At 70.2% G+C, this 17,156-nt stretch carries 13 protein-coding genes; 2 read left to right on the top strand and 11 right to left on the bottom strand.

All coding sequences use genetic code 11. The annotated features are described in order from the left end of the window. Positions 1 to 20 precede the first annotated feature (20 nt). On the bottom strand, positions 21 to 692 hold the full coding sequence (locus tag ASG83_RS08095) for a hypothetical protein (protein ID WP_156376796.1): 672 nt from the start codon (positions 690 to 692) through the stop codon (positions 21 to 23). Between the two features lie 83 nt (positions 693 to 775). Between ASG83_RS08095 and ASG83_RS08090 the strand changes: the two genes are divergently transcribed. Then, on the top strand, positions 776 to 1,720 hold the full coding sequence (locus tag ASG83_RS08090; RefSeq protein ID WP_055898263.1) for a cytochrome b/b6 domain-containing protein: 945 nt from the start codon (positions 776 to 778) through the stop codon (positions 1,718 to 1,720). A gap of 164 nt (positions 1,721 to 1,884) precedes the next feature. Here the strand turns inward: ASG83_RS08090 and gltX are convergent, their stop codons facing one another. The 7 genes from gltX to ASG83_RS08055 form a co-directional block, all read right to left on the bottom strand. Further along, positions 1,885 to 3,384, bottom strand: a complete 1,500-nt coding sequence (gltX, locus tag ASG83_RS08085) for a glutamate--tRNA ligase (RefSeq protein ID WP_055859742.1) — start codon at positions 3,382 to 3,384, stop codon at positions 1,885 to 1,887. Positions 3,385 to 3,425: 41 nt separating this feature from the next. Further along, on the bottom strand, positions 3,426 to 4,865 hold the full coding sequence (locus tag ASG83_RS08080; RefSeq protein WP_055859739.1) for a cell wall-binding repeat-containing protein: 1,440 nt from the start codon (positions 4,863 to 4,865) through the stop codon (positions 3,426 to 3,428). Positions 4,866 to 5,035: 170 nt separating this feature from the next. After that, on the bottom strand, positions 5,036 to 6,319 hold the full coding sequence (locus ASG83_RS08075; protein ID WP_055859736.1) for an MFS transporter: 1,284 nt from the start codon (positions 6,317 to 6,319) through the stop codon (positions 5,036 to 5,038). Positions 6,320 to 6,371: 52 nt separating this feature from the next. Further along, the gene (locus ASG83_RS08070; RefSeq protein WP_055859733.1) at positions 6,372 to 7,151 is read right to left on the bottom strand and encodes a fumarylacetoacetate hydrolase family protein; all 780 of its coding nucleotides are present in this window, start codon (positions 7,149 to 7,151) and stop codon (positions 6,372 to 6,374) included. Between the two features lie 100 nt (positions 7,152 to 7,251). Continuing rightward, a complete protein-coding gene (locus tag ASG83_RS08065; protein ID WP_156711056.1) occupies positions 7,252 to 7,758 on the bottom strand; it encodes a hypothetical protein in 507 nt (168 codons plus the stop codon). Between the two features lie 14 nt (positions 7,759 to 7,772). Next, positions 7,773 to 9,680 carry a translational GTPase TypA gene (typA, locus tag ASG83_RS08060; protein ID WP_055859730.1) on the bottom strand — a complete coding sequence of 636 codons (1,908 nt, stop codon included), beginning with the start codon at positions 9,678 to 9,680 and terminating at the stop codon, positions 7,773 to 7,775. Between the two features lie 131 nt (positions 9,681 to 9,811). Beyond that, a complete protein-coding gene (locus ASG83_RS08055; RefSeq protein ID WP_055859727.1) occupies positions 9,812 to 11,485 on the bottom strand; it encodes an ABC transporter ATP-binding protein in 1,674 nt (557 codons plus the stop codon). A gap of 50 nt (positions 11,486 to 11,535) precedes the next feature. Between ASG83_RS08055 and ASG83_RS08050 the strand changes: the two genes are divergently transcribed. Continuing rightward, positions 11,536 to 12,141 (top strand): PH domain-containing protein, encoded by a 606-nt coding sequence (locus ASG83_RS08050; protein WP_055859724.1) that lies wholly within the window; start codon positions 11,536 to 11,538, stop codon positions 12,139 to 12,141. 23 nt (positions 12,142 to 12,164) lie between these two features. Here the strand turns inward: ASG83_RS08050 and ASG83_RS08045 are convergent, their stop codons facing one another. From ASG83_RS08045 to ASG83_RS08035, 3 genes are all read right to left on the bottom strand, one after another. Next, positions 12,165 to 13,364, bottom strand: a complete 1,200-nt coding sequence (locus tag ASG83_RS08045) for an ABC transporter permease (protein WP_082599167.1) — start codon at positions 13,362 to 13,364, stop codon at positions 12,165 to 12,167. Further along, positions 13,364 to 14,887: an ABC transporter permease gene (locus ASG83_RS08040; RefSeq protein WP_055859721.1), complete on the bottom strand. Its 1,524-nt coding sequence runs from the start codon at positions 14,885 to 14,887 to the stop codon at positions 13,364 to 13,366. The genes ASG83_RS08045 and ASG83_RS08040 overlap by 1 nt, the downstream gene beginning before the upstream one ends. Positions 14,888 to 14,974: 87 nt before the next feature. Continuing rightward, positions 14,975 to 16,789 carry an ABC transporter family substrate-binding protein gene (locus ASG83_RS08035; RefSeq protein WP_369813323.1) on the bottom strand — a complete coding sequence of 605 codons (1,815 nt, stop codon included), beginning with the start codon at positions 16,787 to 16,789 and terminating at the stop codon, positions 14,975 to 14,977. Positions 16,790 to 17,156 lie beyond the last annotated feature (367 nt).

The raw sequence follows: 17,156 nt of genomic DNA, 5'->3' as shown, positions 1-17,156 counted from the left end.
CCGCGCGACCCCCGGCGGCCTCACCCGACGTCGATGACGAAGATCGGCTGGCAGAAGGCATCGCCCGTGCACGTGATCTCCAGCTGCGTCGGCAGCCCGGTGCGGTCGCCCGATGCCGTCCGCGTGGTCTCGGGCTCCCCGCTCTCCTGCGCCGCGAGCACGAGGTCGAGGAGCGTGCCGCTGGCGATCGGCGGGTATCCGAAGCGCTCGGCCGACTCCACCGCGAAGGCCTCGACGTCGCGGAAGGTGCCGACGGCGACCTCCCGCGGCGGGGCGACGCGCAGCTCGCGCACCTCCCCATCCTTCGTCGTGATCGTGAACGTGACGGTGGTGAACCGCGCGCCTCCCTCGCCACCCGATGCGAGCAGCACGAGCCGGTAGTCGAGGTCCTGCGGGTGCGGGCCGATCACGAGCTCGCCATCCGCGGGAAGACCGAGCGGCTCCGTCTCGACGGGGAGATCGCGGAGATCCAGGCGCGGGATGCGCTGCTCATCGATGAAGGCGAGCCCCTCCTCGCTGAAGACCGAGAAGTTGAGGTCGTCGACCTCGTTCGTCTCCGCAGGCCCCGGACCGGCGGCCAGTCGCGGACCCTGGGAGGCCGCGAAGGCCACCACCGCGATGATGATCGCGCTCAGGAGGACGGCCGGGATCCAGCGCACCCACTCGGGCACTTTCGAGGGGAAGTCAGACACCGGACCACCTTAGCCGCGGCCGGCGGAGCGCCCGCCGCCGCGCCCCCAGCGACGGTGCGCTCGCGAGCGATACGGTGGACGGCGTGCCGCGCCCGACCGCCCTCCGCCGCCGTGCGGTCGTGCTCGCGGCGGTCGCGGCGCTGGCGGTGCTCGCTGCGGCCATGATCGCCGCGCGGGCGTTCCTCGACAGCCCGGCCGGCGCATCCTTCATCAACGACTACCCCGGCGCGTACGACCCGCCGCTCGGCACCCCCGAGGGGTTCCCGGCCTGGCTGCGCTGGACGCACTGGCTGAGCGCCTTCCTCCTGCTCTTCATCGTCAGCTCGGGGCTGCACCTGCGCGCCGGGAAGCGCCCGCCGGCGTTCGTGACGCGACGCACGACGGGCGCATTCGCGGCGAGGAGCCCGAGCCGGCTCGGCCTGCACTCCTGGTGGCACCTCGTCGTCGACACCCTGTGGGTGATCACGGGGCTCGTCTACGTCGTCGCGCTCGTCGCGAGCGGGCACTGGCAGAGGCTCATCCCGACGGACGTCACGGTCGTGCCGAACGCGGTCTCCTCCGCCGTGCAGTACCTCGCGCTCGACTGGCCCGCCCATGACACGTGGGCCGGCTACAACAGCCTCCAGCAGCTGTTCTACGCGGCGACCGTCGTGATCGCCGCGCCGCTCGCGACCCTCACCGGGCTGCGGCTCTCGCCCGTGTGGCCGACGCGGTGGATGCGCGCCCGCGGGCCGCTCTCCGACTCCGCCGCGCGGCGGGCGCACCGCGTCGTGCTCTGGTACTTCCTGGCGTTCACGGTCGCGCACGTCGCGCTCGTTCTGCTCACCGGAGCGCGCGAGAACCTCAACGGCATCTACGCGGGCATCGACGACGCCGGCAGTTGGCTCGGCGTCGGGCTCTTCGCCCTCTCGACCGGCGTCATGGCGGCCGCCTGGGTGCTGCTGCGACCCCCCGCGCAGATCGCGATCGCGCAGCGGGTTGCCGACGTGCGGGTCATGCCGGCGCCACCTCGCACCCCCGGGGGCTAGCCGACTCCGCTCGCGACCGGCCCTCCCCCGCCGAGCCCATTGACCAAATGAAGGGAGCGCCCGCGCGCATCACGGCGTGTCGCACGCGACACGCCGTCGCCGACGCCCCCGCTCCCTTCATTTGGTCGACGCGGGCGGGCGCGGTTCTGCGCGCGGGCGCGCGGCTAGAGGCTCGCGCGCAGGGCCCGCAGGCGAGCGAGGGTGGAGTCGCGGCCGAGGAGCTCCATCGACTCGAACAGCGGCGGGCTCACCCGGCGGCCTGAGACGGCGACGCGCAGCGGGCCGAACGCGAGCCGCGGCTTGAGGCCGAGCCCCTCGATGAGCGCGGTGCGCAGGGCCGCCTCGATGCCCTCCGGCGTGAACTCCTCGAGCCACTCGAGCGCGCCGATGCCGGCGTCGAGCACCGCGGCTGCGTCGGCGCCGAGCGAGGCTCGAGCATCCGCCTCGATCTGGAGGTCGTCATCGGCCGTGAACAGGAAGCCGACCATGCCAGGCACCTCGCCGAGGAGACCCACGCGCTCCTGCACGAGGGGCGCGGCCCTCGTCAGCAGCGCGCGCTCCGACGGTCGGGGGACGTCGTGGAACAGGCCCGCGCCGCTGCAGTACGGGATGCTCCGCTCGACGAACTCGTCGAGGGGCAGGCGCCGCACGTGGTCGCCGTTGATGGCCTCGGCCTTCTTCAGGTCGAACCGCGCGGGGTTGGGGTTGACGTCGCGCACGTCGAAGGCGGCGACGAGCTCGTCGAGGGTGAAGACGTCGCGGTCGTGGCTGAGCGACCAGCCCAGCAGCGACAGGTAGTTGAGCAGGCCCTCGGGGATGAACCCGCGATCGCGGTGGTGGAAGAGGTTCGACTCGGGATCGCGCTTGCTGAGCTTCCTGTTGCCCTCCCCCATGACGAACGGCAGGTGCCCGAACTGCGGGATCGCCTCGGCCACGCCGATGTCGATGAGGGCGTGGTACAGCGCGATCTGGCGCGGCGTCGACGACAGCAGGTCCTCCCCGCGGAGCACGTGCGTGACGCCCATGAGCGCGTCGTCCACCGGGTTCACGAACGTGTAGAGGGGGGCGCCGTTCGGGCGCACGACGACGAAGTCGACGAAGCTGCCCTGCGGGAACGTGATCTCGCCGCGCACCAGGTCGGTGAAGCTCAGCGCCGTGTCGGGCACGCGCAGACGCAGCGCGGGCTGCCGGCCCTCCGCACGGTAGGCCGCGCGCTGCTCGTCGGTGAGCTCGCGCTCGGCGTTGTCGTAGCCCATCTTCGGGTCGCGGCCCGCGGCGATGTTGCGGGCCTCGATCTCCTCCGGCGTGAGGTACGACTCGTAGAGGTGGCCGGCATCCGTCAGCCTCTGGATGATGCGCGCGTAGATCTCGCCGCGCTGCGACTGCCGGTAGGGGGCCTGCGGGCCGCCGACCTCGACGCCCTCGTCCCAGTCGATGCCGAGCCAGCGCAGGGCGTCGAGCAGCTGGTGGTAGCTCTCCTCGCTGTCGCGGGCGGTGTCGGTGTCCTCGATGCGGAAGATCATCGTCCCGCCGGTGTGGCGCGCGTAGGCCCAGTTGAACAGGGCCGTGCGGACGAGGCCGACGTGCGGCGTGCCAGTCGGCGACGGGCAGAAGCGCACGCGGACATCGCTGCCCGTGGCGGTGGAGAAGGCGGGGGAAGTCATCGCCTGCGATCCTACCGGCGGGCGGGGCGCGGCCCGGGCGATCAGCAGCGGTAGAAGCCGGCCACCGTCGGCGCGAGCGTCGCATGGCCGCCGAGGAGCACGATGTCGGCCGGAGATCGCGCGCTGATCGCGCTGCGCACGGATGCCGGGAGGCACGCCTGGTTCGATGTCAGCAGCGGGGCCCCCAGTGCGCCCGCCGCGGCACCCCCCGAGAGGGCGTCGGCGAAGCCCCGGCCGGTCGCGACGTACGCGCGACTCGCATCGGGGAAGTAGCGCGACGCGAGGCCGGCAGCGACCTCGAAACGATCGGCACCGCCGATGCGCTGCACGGCGTACCCGGCGGACGCCAGCGACGACTCGATTCCCTGCGTCACCGTCGCGGGGCCGCCCACGATGACGATGCTGCGAGCCCCGACCTTCCGCAGGAAGGCGAGAGTGGCGGCATCGGCGACATCGGCCGAACCTCGAACCAGCAGGACGGGCGCTCGAACCGACGCCGCCGCCGGGCCGGCCGCCAGCGCGTCGGCGAATCCGGATCCTGTCGCCAGGAACACCGTCGGCGCTCCCGAGCTCCCGTAGGCGTCGATACCGAGATTGCGCGACACCTCGTACCGGTCGGCTCCTGACATGCGGTCGACACGGGGAGCGACGGTGCGGAGTGCGGCGAGCACGGGATCGCTGACCGACGCCGGGCCGCCGGCGACGACGATCCGCGCGGGCGACAGCCGACGCAGCTCCGCCAGGACGACAGCGGGGACGGAGGTCGGCGAGACGAGCAGGAGCGGGCCGCGTGCGGCCCCCGCCAGGGCCGCGGCGCTCAGCGCATCCGGGAAGTTCGCGCCGGACGCCACATAGACCGTCGGGACACCGGCAGCGAATGTGCGGGCCGATGTCCGCGCGGAGACGGCGTAGCGGTCCGGTCCGGCGATCCGGTGAACAGCGCCGGGCACCGTCGGCGGCGCAACGGCGTACCGGCCGAAGTTCTGCGTGTAGAACCACCGGCCTCGCGCGTCCCGTGCTGCACCGATGCCGATGTCCGTGCTCGACGACAGGATGTTGGCGCGGTGCCCCGTCGACGCCGCCCAGGCGTCCACCACGGAGTCGGGCTGGTAGCCCATCGCGACGTTCTCGGCCGCCCGCGACCACCCGGAGGGATAGAGGGAGGCGAAGCCGACGCGGTGGGACATGGCTCCGGTCGTCGCCTGCTGCTCCGCCCAGTCCTGCGCGATGTCGTCGAGCGCCTCGTTCACTCGGAACGGGGGAAGACCGTTGGCCGCTCGGAGCGCGTTCGTCTCTTTCAGGATGAGGTCGCGCTCCGCCAGGTGGACCCCCGCGCTCGGCACGCCCGTCGCCGCCGCCGTGAGGTTCTGACCCGCGTCCGCCATCGACGACCCCGAGTTCGCGTCGCCGGCGGTGGGGGCGAGGGAGAGCGCAGCGGTGGCCGGAGCGACCGCGGTGAGGAGCAGGGTCGCGACGATCATGACAGTGACGTGTTGTCTCACGGCTTCCCCCCGGACCCGGATTCACCGCGACGATCGCCAGGAATCATCGCGCGACGGTCACGACCCCCGCCGCGACGTGGGCCCAGTGTAGCCCCGCGGTGCGGGTCAGGATCTTCCCCCGAAGGGGCGACCACCGGCGGACGGGGCGGCTACCGCCGGGTCGAGCGCCCGCGGGCCGCGCGCGGCGTGACCACGAGCGTCGTCACCACGACCGCCACGAGCCCGAGCGCGACGAGCGACAGTCCCGAGTAGCCGAGCGCGGCGAGCGTGGGGCCGGCGAGGAGACCGCCGACCGCCCCGCTGCCACTCATGAGCAGGTCGCTGCGGCCCTGGATGACCGGCCGCCGCTCGGGCGCCGTCGACTCGGTCAGGAGAGCACTGCCCGCGACGGTCGAGGCGCTCCAGCCGAGGCCGAGCAGGATGAGCCCGGTGACGACCGCCGCCTCGCTCTCGGCGCCGAGCGCGGTGACCAGCAGGCTCGCGACGAGCAGACCCTGCCCGATCAGGATCGTCCACCAGCGCCCGAGCCGGTCGGCGAGGACGCCGAAGACCGGCGAGAGCGCGTACATGCCCGCGATGTGCAGGCTGATCGTGAAGCCCACGATGACGAGGCTCGCGCCGTGGTCGGTCAGGTGCACGGGCGTCATCGCCATGACGCTCACCATCGTGGCGTGGCTGAGCGCGAGGGCGATCAGGGCGAGGCGGATGCCCGCGCGGTCGCTGCGCACCGCCTCGGTCCCCGACTCCCCCGCTGCCGACGCCGCGGCCGCGGCATCGCGCGCGAGACGCAGCGAGAGCCGCAGGGGGTCGGGCCGCAGCGCGACGAGATAGAGGGTCGCGGCGAGCACCTGGGCGGCGACGGTGAAGAGGAACGGCCCGGAGAGCGCGGGCAGCCCGATCGCCTCGCCGAGCTGCTCGCCCGGGCCGATGAGGTTGGGGCCGCTCACCGCGCCGACGGTCGTGGCCCACACGACGAGCGACAGGTCGCGGCCTCGTGTCGCGGGCGATGCGAGGTCGGAGGCCGCGAAGCGCGACTGCAGGTTCACGGCGGTGCCGACGCCGATGAGCATGATGCCGACGAGCAGCAGCGGGAAGCTCGGCAGCCCGGCGGCCACGATCGCGAGGACGGCGCCGGTCGCGGCGGTGAGCGCGCCCGTCGCGAGGGCCGGGGCGCGCCCGGCGCGAGCGGCGAGGCGCGCGAGCGGGATGGCGGCGAGCGCGGCGCCGAGCGTGGCCATGGTGGCGGCGAGTCCGCTGTAGGCGGGCGAGCCGGAGACCTCGGCGGCGAGGATCGCGCCGATGCTCAGCGTCGACCCCATCCCGAGTCCGGCGAGCACCTGCCCGGCCATGAGGGTCGAGCGGACCCGGCGCTGGACGGCCGCGACGTCGACGGGCGCGGCCGTGGCCGTCGGGGTGAGGGCGGTGGGGCTCATGGCTCCATCATGCCGCTGCCGGGCATCCGGCGCGCGGGGCCGCGGGCCCCGATCAGTAGTCGCGGTCGTCGCGGTTCTTCGCGGGATTGCTGAGCGTGCCGAGGCCCTCGATCGTGATGTCGATCGTCTGGCCGTCGACGAAGCCCCCGAGGCCGTCGGGGGTGCCGGTGAGGATGATGTCGCCCGGCAGGAGCGTCCACACGTCGCTGATGAACTCGATGAGCTGCGGGATCTTGTGCAGCAGGTCCGCGGTGTTGCCCGAGCGGCGCACCTCGCCGTCGACGCGGGTCTCGATCGCGAGGCTCGTCGGGTCGATCTCGGTGTCGATGTAGGGGCCGAGCGGGCAGAACGTGTCGTAGCCCTTCGCGCGCGCCCACTGTCCGTCGGCGAACATGACGTCGCGCGCCGACACGTCGTTGGCGATCGTGAAGCCGAAGACCACGTCGCGCCAGTTATCGGCCTTGACGCGCTTGGCGACCGAGCCGATGACGATCGCCAGCTCACCCTCGTGCACGATGCGGCCTTCGACGGGCGGGATGACGATGGGGTCGCCCGGGCCGACGACCGCCGTGTTGGGCTTGAGGAAGATGAGCGGCGTCTCGGGCCCCTCGTGCCCCATCTCCTTGCGGTGGGCGGCGTAGTTCATGCCCACGCAGACGACCTTCGAGCGCGGGATGACCGGCGCGAGGATCTTCGCCTCCGCCAGCGACACCCGCTCGCCCGTCGTGTCGTAACCGTGGTACATCGGGTCGCCCGACAGGACGACGAGCTCCTCGTCGTCGACGATGCCGTACCGGGGGGATCCATCGGTGCTGAATCGTGCGATCTTCACGGCGAGAGCCTACCTTCTGTGCAGTCCTGCTTCATGCGAATGCATCGAGTGCGCGATCGGGGGCGCTCGGCGCCCACGACGCGGCCGAGAGCGCGGATGCTCAGGCCGGGGTGACGACGTACGTGGCGGTGACCTCGCCCTGGGCATCCGTCGCGACCGAGAGATCGACGCGGTACGCGCCCGAGGTGAACGCGCCGTACCCGCTGTCGGCGTCGCTCGAGACGCCGCTCGCGGCGAATCCGGCGCCCTCGAGCGCCGCGGCGGCCGCGTCGAACGCGCCGGCGTCATCGACCCGGGTGCGGACCACCCAGCCCGACCCCTCGGGGCCCGCCCCGCCGCCGAGCGCTTCGCCGACGAGCGGGACCTCGCGCGGGAAGCTCGAGGGCGGCTCACCGTCGGTCGAGAGCTCGACGCCGCCGAGGACGTCGTCGACGAGACCGCGGACGGACTCGTCGATGCCGGAGGTGATCTGCTCGACGCCCTGGTCGACGAGGCCCTCGACGATGTTGTCGATCGGCGTTCCCGTCGCGCACCCGCTCGCCCCGAGGGCGAGCGCTCCGGCGAGGGCGACGGCGACGGCGACGATACGACGGGGGGTGCGACGCATGGTGGCTCCTCGGGTCAGGCGTTCTGCTTCTTCAGGCGGGAGGTCGCGCGGGCGCGCAGAGTCTGGTCGAGCTCGACCTTGCGGATCCGCACCTTCTCGGGCGTGACCTCGACGCACTCGTCCTCGCGGGCGAACTCCAGGCATTCCTCGAGCGTCAGCTGGCGGGGAGGCGTGAGTCGCTCGAGCTCCTCCGCGGTGGAGGAGCGGATGTTGTTGAGCTTCTTCTCCTTGGTGATGTTGACGTCCATGTCGTCCGCGCGCGAGTTCTCGCCGACGACCATGCCCTCGTAGACCTCCTCGGTGGGGTTCACGAAGAACGACATGCGCTCCTGGAGCGTCATCATCGCGTTGCTCGTCACGACGCCCGAGCGGTCCGCCACGATCGAGCCGTTGTTGCGCGACTGGATCGATCCGGCCCACGGCTCGTAGCCGTGGGAGATCGCGTTCGCGATCCCGGTACCGCGCGTCGTGGTGAGGAACTCGGTGCGGAAGCCGATGAGGCCGCGGCTCGGGACGAGGAACTCCATGCGCACCCAGCCGGTGCCGTGGTTCGACATGCCCTCCATCCGGCCGCGGCGCGCGGCGAGGAGCTGCGTGATCGCGCCGAGGTACTCCTCCGGCGCATCGATCGTGAGCTGCTCGAACGGCTCGTGGAGCTTCCCGTCGATGGTCTTGGTGACGACCTGCGGCTTGCCGACGGTGAGCTCGAAGCCCTCGCGGCGCATGTTCTCGACGAGGATGGCGAGCGCGAGCTCGCCGCGGCCCTGGACCTCCCACGCATCGGGGCGGCCGATGTCGACGACGCGGATCGAGACGTTTCCGATGAGCTCGCGGTCGAGGCGGTCCTTGACCATGCGCGCCGTGAGCTTGTGGCCCTTGACCTTGCCGACGAGGGGCGAGGTGTTGGTGCCGATCGTCATCGAGATCGCGGGCTCGTCGACCGTGATGGCCGGGAGGGGGCGGATATCCTCCGGGTCGGCGATCGTCTCGCCGATCGTGATGTCCTCGATGCCGGCGATCGCGACGATGTCGCCCGCCGTGCCCGACTCGGCCGGATAGCGCTCGAGCGCGCGGGTCTTCAGCAGCTCGGTGATGCGCATGTTGGTGTGCGAGCCGTCGTGGCGCACCCAGGCGACCGTCTGGCCCTTCTTCAGGGTTCCGTTGAAGATGCGGAGAAGCGCGATGCGGCCGAGGAAGGGGCTCGCGTCGAGGTTCGTGACGTGCGCCTGCAGGGGGTGCTCGTCGTCGTAGGTCGGGGCGGGGATGTGCTGGAGGATCGCCTCGAAGAGCGGCTCGAGGTCGTCGTTGTCGGGAAGCTCGCCGTCGGCGGGGCGCGTGCGGCTCGCCGCGCCGGCGCGGCCGGAGGCGTAGATGACGGGCAGGTCGAGGATGGCGTCCACGTCGAGGTCGGGCACCTCGTCCTGGAGGTCGCTCGCGAGGCCCAGCAGCAGGTCGTGGGTCTCCTCCTCGACGGCCTCGATGCGGGCATCCGGGCGGTCGGTCTTGTTGACGAGCAGGATGACCGGGAGCTTCGCGGCGAGCGCCTTGCGCAGCACGAAGCGGGTCTGAGGCAGCGGGCCCTCGCTCGCGTCGACGAGCAGGACGACCCCGTCGACCATGCTCAGGCCGCGCTCGACCTCGCCGCCGAAGTCGGCGTGGCCGGGGGTGTCGATCACGTTGATCGTGATCTCCTGACCATCGGCGTGCTTGCCCTTGTAGGTCACCGCCGTGTTCTTGGCGAGGATCGTGATGCCCTTCTCGCGCTCGAGATCGTTCGAGTCCATCGCGCGGTCCTCGAGGTGGGCGTGCGCGGCGAAGGAGTCGGTCTGGCGCAGCATGGCGTCGACGAGAGTGGTCTTGCCGTGGTCGACGTGGGCGACGATCGCCACGTTGCGCAGGTCGGAGCGGGTGGCGAGCGCCATACGGAAGCAGCTTTCAGTTCGAGGAGGATTCGGGGCTCAGGGCACGCAGAAAGGGCCGAGCGATGCGACCAGTCTACCCGCCGCCCTCTCGGGCGGGGGTCCGGTCTCGCTCGGCCCTCTGCGGGATGCGGCTAGAGCCCGGCGCGCCGGCTCTCGCGGCGCTCGCGCTGCGCGATCGGATCGGGCAGCGGCACCGCCGCGATGAGGCGCTGCGTGTACGCCTCCTTCGGGCTGCGGAGGATCTCGTCGCGCGTGCCCTGCTCGACGAGTCGACCGCGGTGCATCACGGCGATGCGGTGGGCGAGGATGTCGACGACGGCGAGGTCGTGGCTGATGAAGAGGCACGCGAACTGCAGCTTCTGCTGGAGGTCCTGGAGGAGATCCAGGAATCGCGCCTGCACCGAGACGTCGAGCGCGCTCGTCGGCTCGTCGGCGATGAGGAGCTCGGGAGCGAGCGATAGGGCGCGAGCGATGCCGACGCGCTGGCGCTGACCGCCGGAGAGCTCGTGCGGGTAGCGGTTGCGGTAGCTCGTGGGGAGCTCGACCGAGCTCAGGAGCTCCTGCACGCGCTTGTCGAGCTCTTTGCCCTCGGCCTCGCCGGCGAGGAAGAGCGGCTCGCCGATCGACTCGCCGATCGGCATGCGGGGATTGAGGCTCGAGCCCGGGTCCTGGAAGACGATGCCCGCCTTGCGGCGCAGCGACTTGAGCTCCTTCGTCCCGCCGCTGGAGATGTCGACGCCGGCCGAGATCAGCGTGCCGCTCTTGATCGGCAGGAGGCCGACGGCGGCGCGGCCGAGGGTCGTCTTGCCCGAGCCCGACTCGCCCACGAGTCCGACGATCTCGCCCGGGTACACGCTGAGATTGATCTCGTCCGCGGCGAGGAACGCCGGGACGCGCCCGCGCTTCGGGTACTCGATCGCCACGTCCTGGAACGACAGCGCGGGCGTCGTCGTCGTCGACGGCGCGGTGCGCGACGTCCCGGTCTCCGAGATCTCGAGTCCGAGGTGCGGCACCGACGCGAGCAGCGACTGCGTGTACGGATGCTGCGGCCGCTGGAAGATGTCGAGCGCCGCTCCCTGCTCCACGGCCTCGCCGTTCTTCATGACCATGATCGAGTCCGCGAGGTCGGCGACGACGCCCATGTCGTGCGTGATGAGCACGATCGCGGAGTCGAGGCGCGTGCGCAGGCTGCGCAGCAGCTCGAGGATCTCGGCCTGGACGGTCACGTCGAGCGCCGTCGTCGGCTCGTCGGCGATGAGCAGCACGGGGTCGCACGAGATCGACTGGGCGATCATCGCGCGCTGTCGCTGGCCGCCGGACAGCTGGTGGGGGTACTTGTTGAACGCCGTCTGCGGGTCGGGCATCTCGACCTTCTCGAGCAGCTCGATCGCGCGCTCCTTCGCCGCGGCGGGCGTGAGGTCGTAGTGCGTGCGGAGCGTCTCGACGATCTGGAACCCGATCGTGTACACGGGGTTGAGCGCCGTCATGGGCTCCTGGAAGATCACGGCGATCTGGTTGCCGCGCACCTTCCTCAGCTCACGGTTGTCGAGGCCGGCGATCTCGCGCCCGAGGAGCTTGATCGAACCCGTGACGCGCGCGGTCGGCGGGAGCAGCCCCAGGAGGGCCATCGAGCTCGAGCTCTTGCCCGAGCCGGACTCGCCGACGATCGCGAGCACCTCGCCGCGCTTGACGCGGTAGTCGAGGCCGACGGCCGCGGGGTAGTACTCGCCGTCGACCCAGAAGTCGACGCCGAGGTTCTCGACCTCGAGCACGGTCTCGACGGCGGTGGGGGTGGTGGTGCTCACGGGAGGTCCTTCCCTGCGTTCAGGTCGCGGCGGTCTGACAGGCTGGCATCATGCGATTCCAGCCCGTCGTCTTCCGTCCGCTCTTCGGCCGCGTGCTCACCGTCGTCATGACGGTGCTCGCACTCGCGGGTGTCGGTGGGTTCGTGGTCACGGGCGATTACGAGGGCCTCGTGCGCTACGGCTGGTGGCTCGGCCTCATGGCCTACGGCACCGCTGTGCTCTTCTGGCTGCCGGGCGTCGCCGTCCGGGAGGACGCGGTCGAGGTGCGCAACCCCTTCGTCTCGTGGGTGCTGCCCTGGGAGGGCATCCAGCTCATCGACACGAAGTGGGCGCTCACGCTGCGCGCGGGCGGCAAGCGGATCGAAGCCTGGGCCGCGCCAGCCGGCTCGCGCTGGACGCCCATGACGCTCGGTCGCGACGACTTGCGCGTCTCGGAGTCGGCGCACGTGGCAGGGTCGATCCGGCCCGGTGACGCGCTCAACACCGACAGCGGCGCCGCCGCGAACGTCATCCGTCGCCACTGGGAGGAGCTGCGCGACGACGGCCTCCTGCGCCCCGACGCGCCGGAGGCGCAGCCGCGCCGGACCGTGCACGCGCTCGAGATCGGCATCGTGCTCGGCCTTGCGGTGCTCTGCCTCGCGGGCCTCGTGCTCTGAACCGGCGGGAGCCAGGACGAGCATCAGGCGTCGCCTCGCGAGCCGTGCGTCGGTCGCTCGTCGCCCTCGTCGAGGGTCGTCGTGCTGCGCGGCGCCAGCGAGCCGTCGACCTGGTTGTCGGCACCGCGCGTCGCCACGAGCACCTCGGCGCGCGCGAGGTCGTTGCGGTTGGACGTCGCCCGGGCGAGGGCGCGCGAGCTGGGCAGCCGCTTCTGACGCGGGTCGAACGCATCGCGCAGACCGTCGCCGATGAAGTTGATGCACAGGGCGATCGCGATGATGAACGCACCGGGCCACCAGAACAGCCACGGACGTGTCGCGAAGGCCGCCTGGTTATCGCTGATGATCTTGCCGAGTGAGGTGTCGGGAGCCTGCACGCCGAACCCGAGGAAGCTCAGGGCCGTCTCGAGCAGGATCGCCGCGGCCATGAGGAGCGTCGCGTTGACGATGATGACGCCGATCGCGTTCGGCAAGACGTGCTTGAAGATGATGCGGCGGTTGCTCGCGCCGGCGACGCGCGCGGCGTCGACGAACTCGCGCTCCCGGAGGCTCAGGACCTCGGCGCGGACGAGGCGCGCGAGCCCGGTCCACGCGAACAGTCCCAGCACGATCGCGAGCGCGAAGGCACCCTGGTTGCCGACCGCCTTGCCGACGACCGCACCCACGACGATCACGGGGATCGTGATGATGATGTCGGTGAAGCGCATGAGCACGGAGTCGCGCCAGCCGCGGAAGAACCCGGAGATCGCGCCGATGACCGTGCCGATCGACACGCCGATCGCGCCGACGACGATCATGATGACGATCGACTGCTGCGTGCCGCGCATGACGACCGCGAAGATGTCGCGGCCGACCTCGTCCTGACCGAAGGGGTGGTCGCCGAAGCGGAGGCCATCGCCGCCGAGGAACTCGGGGACGAGGCTCAGCGTCGGAGCGCCGCCGTTCTGCGGGTCGGGGATCTGCGTCCAGTTCCACTGCCACCAGCCTGGCGTGCGGACATCGATGCCGAAGAAGCTGAAGCTCAGGCCGACCGACGAGAACGCCAGGATGATGATGAACGCGAGCACGACCATCGACACGAGAGCGCCGCGGTGCCGGAAGAAGCGACGTCGGACGATCTGGCCCTGGCTGAGGCCCTCGATCTCCTTGAGCTCGAGGTTGTTCTCGGAATCGGTCACGCTGCCCGCGCTGTGCCCGGGCTCGGGAGTAGGTGTGTTCGACATCAGTTCACTCGGATTCGCGGGTCGAGGGCGGCGTAGACGAGGTCGGCGATCAGGTTGAAGAGGATCGCGAGCCCGCCGACGATGACGAAGAAGGCCATCACGGGGTTCGGGTCGACGCGCTGAAGACCGTTCTGGAACAGCGATCCCATGCCCGTCCAGCCGAACACGCGCTCGGTGATGACCGCGCCGCCGATGAGGCCTCCGATGTCAAAGGCGACGATCGTCGCGATCGGGATGAGCGCATTGCGGAAGGCATGGCGGACGACGACCGTCCGCTCTGACAGCCCCTTCGCCCGCGCCGTGCGGATGTAGTCCTGGTTGAGAACCTCCAGGAGGCTCGCGCGCGAGTAGCGGGTGTACGTCGCGAACGAGATGAGGATGAGCGCGAGCGTGGGGAGCAGCAGGTGCGTGTAGATGTCCACGCCCTGGACCCAGAGGGACCCCTCGAGGTTCGGCGTGGACGCGCCGATCGTCGCGATCGGGCGCCCGCGGATGCGACCGGAGGTGGCGTAGTCGTCCCACACCATCATGAAACGGTCGAGCGCGATCACGAAGGCCGTCGTGATGCCCGTGAAGACGGCGACTCGGATCACCGGGCCGCGGTCGTGACCGCCGGCGAAGTAGCCGATCGCACCGCTCACGAGGGCCGTGAGCACAGCGAGCGCGAGGAGCATCCACCATTCGGTCACGTAGAACGAGAGGTTGTACTGGAAGGGGAAGTAGAGGGCGATCCCGAGGCCGGCGACGGCGACAGCGGCGATGAGCGCGCGTCGGTTCTTGAGGCCGGTGATGAGCGCGGTGAAGCCCACGGCCGCTCCGAGCCCCATGATCGCGACTCCGCCGATCGTCAGCGCCGGGCTGCTGAACCAGCCGGTGACGTTCATGACGGTGAGGATCGCGGCCGTAGCGGCAGCCGCGATCGCGAACGTCACGACCTTGCGCCGTGCGCTACCGGGAATGATCGAGGCCCAGAGGGCGCCCGAGACGACGGCGAGCGCGAGGACGGCGAGAAGCGGGAGCTGGGGGTCATTCTCGAGGAAGTCGTTGAAGCCGATGGCCACGAACTGCTTGAGCAGCACGGCCACCCAGAAGATCGGGAGCGAGAAGAAGAGGAAGGAGACGAAGGTGACGCTGTAGTCGTAGCCCGAGTACTGACGGAGCGCCGTGGTGATACCGACGATCAGACCCAGGAAGATCGCGACGACCGTGGAGATCGTGACGAGCTGGATGGTCGACCCGAGCGCCTGCTCGAGGAGGGCGTTGACGCTGCGGCCCTCAACGGTCACGCCGAAGTTGCCGGTGATGACGTTGCCGAACCAGATGAAGTATCGGAGCGGCGGTGCGACATCGAGGTTGAGAAGTCGGATTCTCGACTCGATGAGCTCTTCCTTGTTGGGAGCGCTGCTCTGACGGAGGTCCTCGAGGGGGTCACCCGACAGCGCCACGAGGTTGTACATGATGTACGTCGCGGCGAGGAGGACGAAGACGGAGGCGATGAGTCGCCGGATAACGAATGTGGCCATCGGAAATGGCACCCTACCTAACTGAATCCTGGAGCGCCCCGGGTGCTGAGTCAGCTGACTGACGTGATCAGCCCGAGAGCCTCGGACTTACTCGCTTTCGCTGTCAGTCGGCGTCCAGTCCCAGATGTTCCAGAAGATGGTCGGCGAGAGCGGGCCGGGGCTGACGCCCTCGACGCGGTCGCTGTACGCCGTGATACCGGGGAACTGGAAGATCGTGAGGCCGTACGCGTCGTCCATGAGGAGACGGTCGATCTCGAGCTGGATCTCGATCTGGCGCTCGGGCTCCAGGGCCGTGTCGAGCTCGGTGAGGAGCTCGTCGACCGCGGGGTTCGAGTAGTAGTTGAGGTTGTTGATGCCGCCGGTGCGGAAGGTCGCCGAGCTGTTGGTCACGCCGAGGCTCGTCGACTGCCACCCGAAGAACGACGCGTCGTAGGCGCCCGGGGTGCCGAGAAGGCCGCCCCAGTCGTCGCTGCCGCAGTCGGTCACGTTGAAGCCTGCCTGGTTGGCCGACTCCTGGATGAGGGCGAACTCGTTCACGCGCCGGGGGTTGTTCGTCGCGTAGAGGATGCAGACCTCGGGGCTCGTGACGCCGGCCTCGGCGAGGAGCGCCGCAGCGCCCTCGATGTCGACCTCGCCGAAGTTCTCGGCCATGCCGTTGCCCCCGACCGTGTCGTCGTAGCCGGGCGCGCCCGGGACGAAGAGCTGCGAGTTGCGCACCTCGGCCTCGGGGTTGAGCGGCTTGATGAGCGTGTCGACGATCTGCTGACGCGGGATCGTCTTGAGGAAGGCCTCACGGACGAGCGGGTCGCTGAAGGTGCCGCTCTTCGACTGGTCGAACTGGAGGTCGATGTGCTCGTAGGTGCCCTCGACGCTGTTCAGGACGGTGACGCCGTCGAGCTCGGCGAGCGCGTCAGCCACATCGGCCGTGGCCTGGGGGCTGATGACGTCGACCTCGCCGTTCGCGAGCGCCTGGACGGCGGCGAGCGGGTCGGTGATGAAGCGGACGGTGACCTCTTCGATCTGCGGGGTGTTCTCGCCGACGTAGTTCTCGTTGGCGGTCAGCGTGATGTACTGGTCGGCCACGAAGTCCGAGATCACGTACGGGCCGTTGACGACCAGCAGGTTGGCGTCCTCCTCGGAGGGCATCTCCGAGAAGTTCCAGTCCGAGTTCCAGACCGACGAGATCGGCGCGAGCGCCTCCGCGTCGTTGTTCTGGATGGCCTCGACGAGGGCGTCCTTCGCCTCCTGCGGGTCCTCGATGCCGAGCGCGCGCTGCGCGACGACGTGAGCCGGCAGGCCGACGCCGAACACGAGCTCCCAGTCGACGAAGATGTTGTCGTACTCGAGCGTGATGGTCTTGCCATCGATCTCGGGAACCTGCGAGACGTTCTCGAGGCCGCCGCCGAGGGCGCCGTCGAAGAAGACGACGTCGGTCGGGTAGTCCTCGGTGAACTCGCCGGTCACGGGGTCGGTGAACTCGGTCGGGTCGAAATCGGGCGTGTTGGGGACACCCGAGTTCGCGGCCCACGCGAGGAGCATGTCGGCGGCGTCGACGGGCGTGCCGTCGGACCACTGGACGCCATCGGCGATCGTGTACTCGACGACCAGCGGGTCCTCCGAGACGACCTCGTAGGTGCCGAACGACTCGTCCTTCTGGAGCTCGGGCGTGTTGTCGTAGTAGTTGAACGCGCCGCTCGTCATGTACACGATGTTCGCGTTCGCCGTGGCATTACCGAACGACGTGTTGCTGTTGTACGAGTAGAACGGCTGGTTCCACGCGACCGTGATGGAGCTTCCTTCGACGACCTCGGACTCCTGCTGCGGTGCAGCGCAAGCCGAGAGGACGAGGGCGCTCGCCGCGATCGTGGCCGCGCTAGCTGCCCCGATTCTGCTGATTCGCAATTTTCCTCCTGTGCAAGATGGACACGCGTCGGCCGCAGTCAGAGCGCGCCGTCACGCCTATTGGGTATGACCCTAGAGAGAGGGTCACATCCCCGCCAAACCCTAAGCGCATTCGTTACACACCGGTAACGACATTCGAGCAATCATGTGCACGAGTCCGGATAATTGCGTCACTCCGCGGTCACCACGCACGATCGTTGCGTCGGCGTCCGGATCTTCCCGAGACCGTGCGCGTTCGAGAAGGATGAGATGAGCATCCGTCGCCTGACGGTATGTCGGCGTGCTCTAAAGAGCAGGGGGTTCCGGGGCCGGATCCTGCCCCTCCCCCACAATCGCGCTCGGGTGAGCGCGAGCCGCGCGCGGGATA

Origin of the sequence: Yonghaparkia sp. Soil809 (genome assembly GCF_001429705.1) — a bacterium.
Lineage (GTDB): Bacteria > Actinomycetota > Actinomycetes > Actinomycetales > Microbacteriaceae > Microcella.
The sequence above is the reverse complement of the archived record's forward strand: the minus strand, read 5'-3'. Positions and strand labels throughout refer to the sequence as shown.

Coding starts and splice junctions, on each gene's coding strand:
- gltX (WP_055859742.1), bottom strand. CDS start 3,384: ATGACTTCCCCCGCCTTCTCCACCGCCACGGGCAGCGATGTCCGCGTG.
- ASG83_RS08080 (WP_055859739.1), bottom strand. CDS start 4,865: ATGATCGTCGCGACCCTGCTCCTCACCGCGGTCGCTCCGGCCACCGCT.
- ASG83_RS08075 (WP_055859736.1), bottom strand. CDS start 6,319: ATGAGCCCCACCGCCCTCACCCCGACGGCCACGGCCGCGCCCGTCGAC.
- ASG83_RS08065 (WP_156711056.1), bottom strand. CDS start 7,758: ATGCGTCGCACCCCCCGTCGTATCGTCGCCGTCGCCGTCGCCCTCGCC.
- typA (WP_055859730.1), bottom strand. CDS start 9,680: ATGGCGCTCGCCACCCGCTCCGACCTGCGCAACGTGGCGATCGTCGCC.
- ASG83_RS08050 (WP_055859724.1), top strand. CDS start 11,536: ATGCGATTCCAGCCCGTCGTCTTCCGTCCGCTCTTCGGCCGCGTGCTC.
- ASG83_RS08045 (WP_082599167.1), bottom strand. CDS start 13,364: ATGTCGAACACACCTACTCCCGAGCCCGGGCACAGCGCGGGCAGCGTG.
- ASG83_RS08040 (WP_055859721.1), bottom strand. CDS start 14,887: ATGGCCACATTCGTTATCCGGCGACTCATCGCCTCCGTCTTCGTCCTC.